Below are 11,955 nucleotides of genomic sequence, written 5' to 3'. Positions count from 1 at the left end.
TCAACCGTGATGGTTACAAGCTGCCACCGTCTGTGATGGTGTGTGGGATAGCATGCACTTTTTCGGTGATAGTTTCACCGCTTAATGCTTGAATCAAAAGTGTCGCGCTGCGCTCACCGATTAACTCTCGGGGCGTCGCGACACTGGTGAGTCTTGGGCTGACCACAGTGCCAATATCCAACGCATTGTAGCCGACAATGCTAAGCGTTTTAGGTACCTCAATGTCCTGCTGTTTACAGGCAAGTAACGCACCGACGGCGAGGTCATCATTGGTACAAAACAGCCCGTCACAATCTGGATACTGAGCCAAGGTTTGGTTAAGTAAGGTCTCGCCTAAGCTGAATGAAGAATGCTCCTCGGTGGCAACACAGCGAGGAGTGAGTCCTGCCTGTGTCATCGCGCGTTCGTACCCTTTTTGCCGCAGCTGAGTGCGGGTATCCAGACGAGCCGCCAAATACACAATCTGCGTTTTATCTTTGTTGATCATCGTTTGAACTGCATCATAAGCGGCTTGCTCATGATCAAGCCCAACTGCCATATCAATCGGCGTTTCTGGAAGCTCCATGGTTTCTACCACAGGAATGGCGGCGGTTTTTAACATTTGTAACGTACGTGGGGTGTGGTTAGTTTCAGTGAGGATTAAGCCATCCACTTGATAAGAGAGCAAAGAGGCAATTTTCTCTTCCTCTGCCTGCTCGCTATAGCCGGCGTGCGTAATCAAAATGTCGTAGCCATGTGCCTTAGTCACGCGTTCAATGCCCTGGACTAAATGAGCAAAGACTTGGTTAGATAATGAAGGAAGCACAATTCCAATGGCTTTGCTCGATGATTTAGATAACATCGCGGGCACACGATTTTGTATGTATCCCAATTCTTCAATCACCGCCGCAATCTTGTCGCGTGTCGCAGGGGCGACTGACTCCGGATTGCGCATATAGCGCGAGACTGTCATTTTGGTCATCCCGACGCGGTCAGCAATATCTTGTAAGGTGGCCCGGTTTCTTTTTTCTGTCATCTCATGCACTAGCCGAAAATGTTACATGTAACATTAGAGCAATCTGTTCACTGATAAGCAAGTGAAAATTGTTGAGTCTCGATAAAGCCCTATACCGAATATGTATGTGCTACGTTTAACCATAACATGACTGTTAATTCGTTGTTTAGTGAGTGTTCTATGGCGTTAGATTATATTGCTCTTGGGATGTTGGTTTTTGTGGTTTTAGTTATTTTTTATGGCGTGATTGCGATTCATGACATTCCTTATGAAATTGCGAAAAGGCGTAATCATCCCCAACAAGATGCTATCCATGTGGCGGGCTGGATAAGCTTGTTTACACTTCATACGCTATGGCCTTTTTTGTGGATATGGGCAACGTTATGGCGTGAGGATCGCGGTTGGGGGTTCACGACATTAAAAGAAGAGCAGCATGATATTAATCATCATGTTACACAGTTGAGCGAGCGAATCGAACAGCTGAAAAGTGACGTTGAATCCCTCAAGCAACAGCAACAACAAAACGACCAAACGATGACCCAAGAAAAGCAGGAGAATGACTAATGGACCTACTGCTTATCATGACTTATACGGCGATCTGCATCGCTATCTTTAAAATATTCAAAATTCCTTTGAACAAATGGAGTATACCTACGGCAATTTTGGGTGGCATTGTGATCGTGGGGGCCATGACGTTATTAATGAATTACAACCATCCGTTTACACAACTCGGCAAGCAAGCGTTCTCAACAACCCCGATTGTCCCTGGGGTGCGTGGTCGCGTGATTGATGTTCCCGTAAAAGCCAACCAACATCTCGAAAAAGGTGACGTCTTATTTAAACTGGATCCGACTCCGTTCCAAGCGGAAGTAGATAAAATAGAGGCGCAAATTAAAGAAGCGAGTCAAGATGCACTCGGCTTAGAATCCACGGTATTGGAGGCCGAAGCGGAAAGACGAAGAGCCATTTCTGAGCGGGACAAAGCAAAGCGAGAATACGAGCGCTATCAAAAAGGCTTCAATAAAGGTGCATTTACTGAACAGGAGCTTGATACAAAAAGACAAGCCTATTTATCCGCTGAAGAAGCCATCAATGTGACTGAGGCGCGGCTTAATCAAGCTAACCTTGCTTTAAATTCACAGATAGGAGGTCAAAACACCACTGTTGCGCGTTTACTGTCAGAGTACAGAAAAGCACGGTTTAATTTAGAGCAAACGGTGGCAAGGGCGCCAACAGATGGATTTGTGACACAATTGTCATTACGTCCTGGAATGATGGCGGTGCCGTTTCCTTTGTCGCCTGTCATGACGTTTATCCATGACGAAGAGAGAATATTTACTGCCGCATTTAGGCAAAATTCACTTCAGCGCTTAGCTCCTGGATTTGAGGCTGAATTTATTTTTCCTTCCATGCCGGGGAGGGTATTCCAAGGTGAAGTGATTGAGGTACTACCTGCGATCGCAGAGAGTCAGTTTCGTGCACAAGGGAGCTTAATCGGTACCGATGCGTTTAAAGAAAACGGACGCGCACTGGTGTCCCTCAAGCTTGACGATGACGCCATCGCTCATCAATTACCACTTGGTGCGAGTTTTGAAGTTGCCGTTTATTCGGATCGCGTACATCATGTATCAATAATGAGAAAGATCCTGATTCGTATGAAGAGTTGGCAAAGCTATCTTTATATTGATCATTAAGCGAATGCGATTTGTCACGGCGCCACTTTTCCGCGTAAAGACTTAGTCTGGCTCTTACGCTTTTTGGATTCTACGCGGCGGCGTTGTGACGCTTTGGTTGGCCGAGTTGGCTTGCGTTTTTTCTGCTCCACCATCGCGCTTTTAATTAGCGCAGCGAGGCGTTCTAACGCGTCTTCTCGGTTTAGCTCTTGGGTGCGGTAGTTTTGCGCTTTTATCACCACGACGCCGTCTTTGGAGATGCGTGAATCGGACAGCGTCATTAAGCGTGCTTTGTAGGCATCAGGCAGTGACGAGGCTTGAATATCAAAGCGCAAATGAATGGCACTCGACACTTTATTGACGTTTTGTCCGCCTTTCCCAGCGGCGCGGATGGCCGTGAGCTCGATTTCACTGTCGGGAATCGCTACTTTGTTGGATAGAGTCAGCATACGGCCTCAATTATTAACAAGAGGCGCGCAGTGTACATAGCATTAGGCCTGTGGCGCAAATCGACCAGCAGGCCAGAGTCACTCGCTGAATCAGAATCAAGCACGCGCTTTACGCTGGTTTCAGCACCGAGCTTAATAAACCGGATGACGCCATAAACTAAAGCTTAAATGTTTCCATGCGTGTTTTTAAGTTATGCGCAAGATTGCTGATTTGGTCACAGGCAATCGCTGTTTGCGTTGCCCCCTCGGCCATTTCCGTTGAGGCGCTATTAATGTTCTCAACGCTGCGGTTAAGCTCGTTAGAGACAGAGCTTTGCTCACTGCAGGCGGTCGCTATTTGGGTACTGCGTTGCGCGATATCATCGACAGAGACTTCAATTTCTCGCATTTGTTCGCCGGTATTGCTGACCGTTTCTACACATTGCGTAATGCCTGTTTGGCATTCATGGCTGGATTCGCGGACCTTAGTCGTGTTTATTTGCAGTGTCTCGATGGTATTAACAATTTGCTCGGTCGATTCTTGAGTACGCTGTGCCAGTGAGCGAACCTCATCGGCTACCACGGCGAACCCTCGGCCTTGCTCACCGGCACGGGCTGCTTCTATCGCCGCATTCAAAGCCAGTAAGTTAGTTTGCTCAGCAATACCACGAATCACATCAACCACGACATTAATGTCCTCTGAGCTAGATTTCAGTTGTTCTGTTAACGTCTCTGAGTCTTGCATCAATCCAGATACGCGTTCAATAATGCTAATCGCATCGGCTAATGACCCACTCCCTTTTTTCGCAATCTCTGCTGCCGAATGCGCTGATGTTGCGCCTTCTTCGGTATTCTGCGCCACTTCACTGACGGCAGCTTGCATTTCTGTCATGGCAGACGCCACCGATCCAAGCTCTTGTTGCTGGTTTTGCATACCTGACGCATTTTGAGATGAAATCGCACTCACCTCTTCAACGGCGGCGGTTAGCTGAATGGTCGAATCGTTAATTTCTGATACCAATCCGTGAAGATTGTTTTGCATCGTCACCAATTCTTTGAGTAGGGTACCAAGCTCATCTTTAGACAAGTCCTTTTCATCAAATTTGTTGTCGAGCTGACCTTGGGCAATACTCGAAGCAAACGCGAGCGCTTTACCGATTGGGCGAGAGATAGCGCGAGAGAGTATCAGGGTCGACGCTAAGATGACCAACACAATCACCAAGGTACCAATTGCTGAGTTGATTAGAGCGATATGAGCCTCTCGGTTTGCGTTTTCGATAATTTCACTTACTCGCTTATCATTCAGTTTGAGAGCCTGATTCAGATCGTCTAATGCACTGACGTATGTATCAAAACTGGCTAACACGATCTGGTTAGCTTCATCGCTATCTCCGCGTTTGAGTAAGCGGTTGTATGACTGTGTTTCTTGAATATACTGACGCCAAGTATTCTTAAACGTCGTAAATAACTGGCGCTCTTCCGACGTTAACTCTAAGGCTTCATAAGCCTTAATGCCTGCTTGCACATCGGCGCGCCATTGATCAAGTGTGTCAAGCCATTGTGGTAATTGAGGGTGATCACTGTTTGGGAGTAACGAAAACTCATCTTTACGAACCTTGGTGACATCCACCTGGATCCCTTTCAATATTTCTACTGAAGGTAAACTTTTATCTGACAGTTGTTTAATATCCTTAGTTAAGGTTGATAAACCCATCATAAAGATAACGGCAACCGAAGCAAAAACGATAAAAACGGCGATAAAGCTGAGCCATATTTTTTTGACAACACTAAGATCTCTCATCATCTACTTTCCTGTTTATCGCGCTTATGAACTAGCGCAAAGGTGTTTTGTAACAACATTAAGCTAAGCGTAGACGATTTAGATGATATAAATATTATTAATTATGAGAGAAGGATATAAACACGCTGAGGGAAAACCGAGGAGTAACTTGTTATGAAAGCGGGCCGTTAATCTTGAGTGCTATTAGACCCGCTTTTTCTAGGGGATGCGTGCTATTTCTTTGCTGTCAGTCCGAGAGGACGGCATACGATTTGAGGTGTTTAAAAGTAAAAATAGCTAGTAATGTGACCACTGATCTCTTCGTTCTCCCAGTGCTGGTAGCGTGCTTTACTGCGAATAGACCAATCATCGGTGACGCGCCAGTGCCAAGTCATATCGACTTGTGATTGTGTCAGGGAGGAACGATTAAGCAGCGGCAGATACTGTGCTTGCACGCCGAGACGATGGTTATCAGCAAGTTGCCATAGCAATCCTGATTCTACGCCGGTTGCTAGATTAAATTGGTTATCGCTGGCATCGCCATGAGTTAATGCTGTTGACCACAAAGCGTAGGCATGTAAACCGTCACTTTCTCCCCACGACTGACCAACGCCCCCTTGGGCAAACCAACGGCTATCTTGTCTCTCGGTGCCTGGTAAACGGTCAAAGCCTGCACGGATATTCCACGATAGACTAGAGAAAACCCGTTTTTTCGGCGCGATTGTCATTGCATCGATCAGATAAAGCTTATCCAGTTGCGTATTACCGTTTTTATCGTGGCTGATAGCGACATCAACAAAGCTGATTTGTGCGCCGGGCACAAAGCCATCTTGGGGATCCATTAAGTCATGGTATGCTGCGCGCCATTCAAGCGAGAGGGCATCTGGGCCGTTTTTTGCGGTTCTTGCTCCAAAACCAATACGTGTAGAGCCGTGCCCTTTATCCGGCGATACATTGATATTAGCTACGGACTCAAACGGAGAGGCTGCACTGACTTGGCTGCGCATGCTGAGTAATTTAGTGAGGCGCTGCGCATAGGGATCTCTAGGAAGTGCTTGATCATAAAAATCAAAATTGAGCCACTCGTAAGCAAATTCATAAATAGCGGCCAATTGCTCGTCAGTATATTGTTGATGGTCAGGGAAATGGCCACTTTTCGCTTTTTTCGCGGCTTCAAACACCGCAGGAGAGGCTTGTTGCGACATATTTAATAGGCGAGTGCCAAACGAGGCACGAAAACTCGGTGTCTCAATCAAGTCATTACTGGCTAGCGTTTTTACTGTATCTGACGGGATCGCTTGAAAAGGGAAATCATCGACCAAACTTAAATCATCGCGAGCCAACTGAAGCAATGCGAGCAGTTGGTATGAGCAGTTTTCGTCAAGAAAGTAGTAATCGAAGGTCGCGCTTTGCATCTCCCACAAATGCAGCAATACACGATTTACCTCTTGCTCGGACAAGTTAAGGGGATATTCCCAAATATCTCGCGACTCAATGTCATTATACTCGCGAACCTTACGATAATAAGGCATCACAGTAAATTGCCCCGGGTAAGCGCCAAACAGCCCCTTTGCGGCATACATGGCGGCATTGTCATCTTGGCTGGGTTCGGCAGCAAAATTGACTGCAAATGCCACCAATTCTTTATTTCGTGTTTGATCTTGTGCGTCAATTCGCAACAGCGTATGGCCAAACATTGATGAGGGATTGTTCATAAATGCCGTTGGAAAAACCAGCGTCATGCCGTCTGGATCAAGCACCTTTTGCCAACGCTCAAGTTCACGGCAATCGAGTTGTGCAATGCGTCCTGCTTTAGACTCGAGCCATGTAAAACGCGCGGGATATTGACACCTTGCTGCTTTTGCAACGGAGGCATCGGCATGGTAAAGCGCATTAATTGTCGCTGCTAGCTCTTGTTGCGGGTGTGTCTTTCCGTTAGCGGCAAGGAAAAAATCTTCTGAATCAACCGTACTTTCATAGCCTGATAACGTGTTAGGTAGATAGTGAACCAGTTTTAGCCAGTATGCTTGGTTGGCCAAGGAGGGAATATCAAAGTCACTATTTTTCGTAACAGTAGCGGTCTTAGCAAGCGTAGCCGTGTTGGTAAAATCAGGCGTACTCGCAAAAGCCGGCGCGCTAAAGAGAGAAAGAATGATGAGACTAAGACGAACAAATAGCGAGGTGCGAGAATGAATAAGTCTCATATCAGTACAACGATTCACGTCCAGAAACATGAAAGTGCCCAAGTAGGGCACTTTCGTACTTAATAACCGCCACTGTTTGGCGGATAACCGTCAAGCGTTATACCGCTTAAATTTTATACGTTGAAAGCTGCTCGTTTTGCGCTACAACAGTATTTAGGTTGGTCAGTACTTCTTGTGAAGTGACTTGATCAGAGGTTACGATCGATGCAAAGTTTTGCTTAGCAACGTCGTTAAATGCTGCTTTGTCTGCATCTTTGATGCCCCAAACTTCAGAAAGCGTTGCCAAGGTTTCGCCTTCGCCACGTGCGATATCACGCGCTAGGTTATCCATGTTTCCGTCAATGAACATGGCTAGCTTCTGCTGCGAATCAATGGTGCCTGTGCCATCACAGCCTAGCGTACCAAAGGTGATACCAAAGGTTTGGTTACCAGAGGTGCCGTTTGTGGTGGCGCCGAGTACTTTGTAAACCTTTCCTTGTTGACCATCAAATACCATTGTGCCGAGACCACAGCCGATATCTGAATCTGCCAATGCCGCGCCAGAGAGTGGAAGGGTAGCAAGTGCAGCAATAGCGATAAATTTTTTCATGGTAATCCTTTTGATTAAAAGTGTTGCAACTAGAGTTTACCTCATAATAGCTTCTCAAAGGTGAGATTATTAGGCAGGAAAACCCTAAAAATTTGGTGTGATGATTATATTGACTGTTTTGTATAATTTCAACGACACCTTTGCAAACGTGGGATTAGCTGCTCAAAGAAAGAGAAATAGCGAGCGATAACAGCTTATAGTGGCCAAAGCATTCATAATAGGAATGTTCGTCAGGCAATAACGCTAACATGCAAGGACAGCATTAAGTGAACTTATGGCAAATCAAACCGCAACGGATACCTCATCGAAACAATCTGCCGTGAATCGCAACAGTAAAAACCTGACTATATTGTGGGAGCTTATTGCGTTTATCCGCCCTTACCGTTGGCGAGTGAGCGCGGCATTGCTGGCTTTGGTTTTTACCGCATCATTAACACTCTCGGTCGGACACGGCGTTCGACTTTTGATCGATCAAGGCTTTGCACAGCAATCACTGGTTGAGTTGGGCAATGCGGTACAGTTTATTTTGCTGATCACGGTATTAATCGCGATCGGCACCTTTTTCCGCTTCTATCTGGTGTCATCGGTGGGTGAACGGGTCAGTGCCGATATTCGCCAAGCGGTATTTGATCATGTGATTGGTCTGCATCCGAGTTATTTTGAAACCCACGGCAGCGGCGAAATTATGTCGCGGATCACCACAGATACCAGCTTACTGCAAAACATCATCGGCTCCTCTTTTTCCATGGCGATGCGCAGTGCGTTACTGTGTGTGGGCGCTATCATCATGCTGTTTGCCACCAATATTAAACTGACCTTGATTGTGCTGGCCTCCGTGCCTTTTATTTTGGTGCCCATACTTATCTATGGCCGTCGCGTGCGTGTGTTGTCGCGGCAAAGCCAAGATTCGATGGCGGATGTAGGCAGCTATGCCGGTGAAGCCATCACCAATATTAAAACCGTGCAAAGCTTCGCGGTAGAAGATCACGCCAAAGCTGCATTTGGGCAAGAGGTGGAGCGTGCCTATCTCATCGGACGCGAGCGCGTGAAACAAAGAGCCATTCTTATTTCCGGGGTGATCGTGATTGTATTTAGCGCCATCACCGGCATGTTGTGGGTTGGCGGTCGAGATGTGATTCAAGGCAGCATGTCGGCAGGCGATTTGGGCGCCTTTGTATTTTTCGCCATCATGGTTGCCTCTTCCATGGCCACCTTGTCGGAAGTGCTGGGGGAGTTGCAACGCGCGGCAGGCGCGACGGAGCGCTTGGTAGAGCTTTTACACGTGCAAAGCCATATTCGTACTCCCGCTACCTCACCGATTGTTGATGCCCAATCACTGAGCAATGATATTGGCTTTGAAGCAGTACATTTTCATTATCCCACGCGCCCCAATCAGCCGGCGATTGATACGCTGAACCTTGCTATTCAGCCTGGTGAAGTCGTGGCATTAGTGGGGCCATCGGGGGCCGGAAAAACGACGGTCTTTGAGTTACTGCAACGCTTCTACGATCCGCAGTCGGGTGCGATTACGCTGGGAGGACAAGATATTCGCCGCTTGTCCCCGCAAGCCTTGCGCCAACAAATGGCATTGGTGCCGCAGCAACCGGCATTATTTAGCGATAATGTGATAGGAAACATCCGCTACGGCAGGCCAGACGCCAGTGAGCAAGCGGTGAAAGAGGCGGCCATTCAAGCGCACGCTGATGCCTTTATTCAGCAATTACCGGATGGTTATTACAGCTTTTTGGGTGAGCGAGGCGTGCGGCTTTCGGGCGGCCAACGGCAGCGGATTGCTATTGCCCGCGCGATTCTTAAGGATCCAAGGATTCTATTACTTGATGAAGCCACCAGCGCGCTGGATAGTGAAAGTGAGCATGCAGTACAACAAGGATTGGCCATCTTGATGCGCAATAGAACGACCTTGATTATTGCTCATCGCTTGTCGACCATTCAACATGCTGATCGTATTGTGGTGATGGATCAAGGTAAGTTGGTAGATGTGGGCAGTCACACCGAGTTGTTGGCACGCTGCCCTTTATACCAGCGCTTGGTAAAACGGCAATTTAACCCTTCTTCAAGTCACTAAGCCTTGTTTTCCATGGCTTTAATCTGTTGGTCAATCTTTTCCGCTTCTTCGGTGAGTAGTGAGTAACCTCTTATATCGCCATTGCGTTGAGCTTCAAAGGCTTGTTGTTGTTTGGCGTCGTACTGCTTTTTTAGCTTTTTAACCGGATTCGGTTTTAGAAACGAGAGCATAGTGGATCCTTTTAGATAGATGACTGCTGTCAGTACGACGTCAACTTCCACTTAGATGACCGATTTATTGGTTGTATGTAAGTTGATTGCATTCAGCATCACGCTTTTTCTAGCGGGTTAACACAATGTTGGATTCAAATGATGTCAATAATTAGAATATGCTAATATTTTGATGGATTATAAAAAGGAGTGCATCATGAACAAGAAACAAATGATCGGTAGCCTATTTGGACTAGGGCTACTCACCGGCGCCGCTCATGCATCGACGGATTCGGTGGAACAAGCGTTGGTCATGGTCAACAGTGGCGAATTGCAAACACAAGGGATGGCTATGGTATTAGCGAACACTATGCAAGCCCAAGGGACGCATGTTGATGTGTTGCTATGTGGTAAAGCCGGTGAGTTGGCGCTTAAAGGTACTGAAAACGCGCCATTAAAGCCTAAAAACGTTACCCCAGAACAACTAATGATGAAGTTGAAACAAGGCGGTGCTAATGTGAGTGTGTGCGCATTATTTTTACCTAACAGCGACAAAGGAAAAACAGCATTGCGCGCCGGGATTTCAGTGGCTAAGCCACCACAGATCAGTCAAATAATGCGAGATAAAAATACACGGTTTTTTAGTTTTTAGCTTTTATTCCTTACGTAGCTAGATCAGCCTGCCTTTATATTAAGGCATAAATGGTGTTCCTAGCACCATCTATGCCTGATAGATGCTTTCCCCTGATGTTGATCCACTTTAACGGACACGTCTTTCGTTAAGTACATTGTTTTTCAAACGCTATCGGCGACATATAGCCAATGCTACTGTGTAACCGTGTTCGATTATAAAAGTACTGAATATATTTTCTGAGCTTCTCTCGTAAGTGCGTTAAGTTAGCAATCGGTGCATCTTTGATTAACTCGCCCTTAAGCGATTTAAAGAACGACTCGACTTCTGCATTATCCGTGCATTTCCCTGGCCGATTCATGCTCTGCTCAACACCGTGTTCCGCCAGTAAATGTCGCACCCTATCCGCACAATACTCGCGCCCTCTGTCTGTATGAAATAGCAGCCCCCGTTTAGGCTTTCGGCTAGCGAGTGCTTTGACGATGGTGAGCATCGTCAARTTTGAATCAAGTCTGTCGCTTAGCGCCCAGCTAAGTACCTTTTTTGAGTAAACATCAATCACTACCGCTAAGTAGCCCCATCGGTTTCCTACTTTTATGTAGGTAACATCCGCAGTCCATTGTTGATTGATTTKGCWCGCCTTTTCTTKTTCTAAGCGTCGATTGACGAGTCCTTTAAAGAACGTCCGACTCTTTTGCCGACGACGGTAAACACGGTCCACTCTCGCMTTTAAACCGGCTTCTCGCATCAAGCGGGCCACACGCTTACGACTCACTGCGAGACCTTTTGCCTTCAACGCCGCATGGATTTTAGGACTCCCATATCTGCCTTCGCTTTTACGGTAGATGAACGCTATCTCTGCGCCTAGCTCACTATCTGCGCGCGCGTGTCCTGACTGTCCGCGGCTTAGCMAATCATAATAGCCACTACGAGACACAGAAAGGTGCCTACACAGCTTCTTTACTGAGTAAACATCACTATATTGCTTTACGAATCGGTAGGCTTGCGCCTTTGTTCTGCTTGAAAGCGTTGCCACTTTTTTAAGATATCGTTCTCCTCTTCAAGCTCCGTGATCCGTCGYTTGAGCGCCGATAACTCATCCTTCGCCTTGTCTGGCTTCACTTTATTTTTTAGGGACTTGACCATACCAAACTCTCCATCTCKATACGCTTTACGCCATTTCGATAGCATGAATGGATGGATATCAAGCGCCTCTGCAACCGACTTCACTGTTCGATGCGTCTCATAGCTCCATTCAACCGCTTTTAGTTTGAAGTCTAGTGAATATTGCGCTGTCTTTTTACCCGTTTTATAGGCTGGCATACTGACCTCCTCAGGTCGTCGATGCGTGTCCAGTAAAACGGATCAGCTGGCATACTGACCTCCTCAGGTCGTCGATGCGTGTCCAGTAAAACGGATCA

The 11,955-nt window shown here is 46.8% G+C and carries 12 protein-coding genes; 4 read left to right on the top strand and 8 right to left on the bottom strand.

What is annotated here, in order from left to right:
* Window positions 1-13: 13 nt before the first annotated feature.
* Complete coding sequence (locus BZG75_RS02670) at window positions 14-1,015, bottom strand: substrate-binding domain-containing protein (RefSeq protein ID WP_077460904.1); 1,002 nt, start codon at window positions 1,013-1,015, stop codon at window positions 14-16.
* Window positions 1,016-1,174: 159 nt separating this feature from the next.
* On the opposite strand from BZG75_RS02670, the gene BZG75_RS02665 reads away from it, so the two are divergent.
* Window positions 1,175-1,558, top strand: a complete 384-nt coding sequence (locus BZG75_RS02665; RefSeq protein WP_077460905.1) for a DUF3302 domain-containing protein — start codon at window positions 1,175-1,177, stop codon at window positions 1,556-1,558.
* Window positions 1,558-2,688 (top strand): HlyD family secretion protein, encoded by a 1,131-nt coding sequence (locus tag BZG75_RS02660; RefSeq protein ID WP_077576107.1) that lies wholly within the window; start codon window positions 1,558-1,560, stop codon window positions 2,686-2,688. The genes BZG75_RS02665 and BZG75_RS02660 overlap by 1 nt, the downstream gene beginning before the upstream one ends.
* A 14-nt stretch (window positions 2,689-2,702) precedes the next feature.
* Here the strand turns inward: BZG75_RS02660 and arfB are convergent, their stop codons facing one another.
* The 4 genes from arfB to BZG75_RS02640 all read right to left on the bottom strand — a co-directional run bounded on the left by arfB (window position 2,703) and on the right by BZG75_RS02640 (window position 7,668).
* The gene (gene arfB, locus BZG75_RS02655) at window positions 2,703-3,116 is read right to left on the bottom strand and encodes an alternative ribosome rescue aminoacyl-tRNA hydrolase ArfB (protein WP_077576105.1); all 414 of its coding nucleotides are present in this window, start codon (window positions 3,114-3,116) and stop codon (window positions 2,703-2,705) included.
* A 157-nt stretch (window positions 3,117-3,273) separates the two neighbouring features.
* Window positions 3,274-4,899, bottom strand: a complete 1,626-nt coding sequence (locus BZG75_RS02650) for a methyl-accepting chemotaxis protein (protein WP_077576103.1) — start codon at window positions 4,897-4,899, stop codon at window positions 3,274-3,276.
* Window positions 4,900-5,156: 257 nt separating this feature from the next.
* Window positions 5,157-7,079, bottom strand: coding sequence for an Lnb N-terminal periplasmic domain-containing protein (locus BZG75_RS02645; RefSeq protein ID WP_242413573.1), 1,923 nt, complete (start codon window positions 7,077-7,079; stop codon window positions 5,157-5,159).
* Window positions 7,080-7,185: 106 nt separating this feature from the next.
* Window positions 7,186-7,668, bottom strand: coding sequence for a DUF3015 domain-containing protein (locus tag BZG75_RS02640; protein ID WP_021022964.1), 483 nt, complete (start codon window positions 7,666-7,668; stop codon window positions 7,186-7,188).
* Between the two features lie 274 nt (window positions 7,669-7,942).
* Here BZG75_RS02640 and BZG75_RS02635 point away from each other — a divergent pair, with 274 nt between their 5' ends.
* Window positions 7,943-9,754: an ABC transporter transmembrane domain-containing protein gene (locus BZG75_RS02635; RefSeq protein ID WP_077576102.1), complete on the top strand. Its 1,812-nt coding sequence runs from the start codon at window positions 7,943-7,945 to the stop codon at window positions 9,752-9,754.
* On the opposite strand, the gene BZG75_RS15180 is transcribed toward BZG75_RS02635, so the two are convergent.
* Window positions 9,751-9,924 carry a DUF6435 family protein gene (locus BZG75_RS15180; protein WP_108742870.1) on the bottom strand — a complete coding sequence of 58 codons (174 nt, stop codon included), beginning with the start codon at window positions 9,922-9,924 and terminating at the stop codon, window positions 9,751-9,753. The genes BZG75_RS02635 and BZG75_RS15180 overlap by 4 nt on opposite strands.
* Window positions 9,925-10,120: 196 nt before the next feature.
* Between BZG75_RS15180 and BZG75_RS02630 the strand changes: the two genes are divergently transcribed.
* Window positions 10,121-10,555: a hypothetical protein gene (locus BZG75_RS02630; RefSeq protein ID WP_077576101.1), complete on the top strand. Its 435-nt coding sequence runs from the start codon at window positions 10,121-10,123 to the stop codon at window positions 10,553-10,555.
* A gap of 127 nt (window positions 10,556-10,682) precedes the next feature.
* Here the strand turns inward: BZG75_RS02630 and BZG75_RS02625 are convergent, their stop codons facing one another.
* Both BZG75_RS02625 and BZG75_RS02620 read right to left on the bottom strand, forming a co-directional pair.
* On the bottom strand, window positions 10,683-11,570 hold the full coding sequence (locus tag BZG75_RS02625) for an IS3 family transposase (RefSeq protein ID WP_077576099.1): 888 nt from the start codon (window positions 11,568-11,570) through the stop codon (window positions 10,683-10,685).
* Window positions 11,522-11,857, bottom strand: a complete 336-nt coding sequence (locus BZG75_RS02620) for a transposase (protein ID WP_106407015.1) — start codon at window positions 11,855-11,857, stop codon at window positions 11,522-11,524. The genes BZG75_RS02625 and BZG75_RS02620 overlap by 49 nt, the downstream gene beginning before the upstream one ends.
* Between the last annotated feature and the right edge of the window lie 98 nt (window positions 11,858-11,955).

The sequence above is a fragment of the Salinivibrio sp. AR640 genome (assembly GCF_001995405.1).
GTDB lineage: Bacteria > Pseudomonadota > Gammaproteobacteria > Enterobacterales > Vibrionaceae > Salinivibrio > Salinivibrio costicola.
This window is presented reverse-complemented; position numbering and strand designations above follow the sequence as displayed.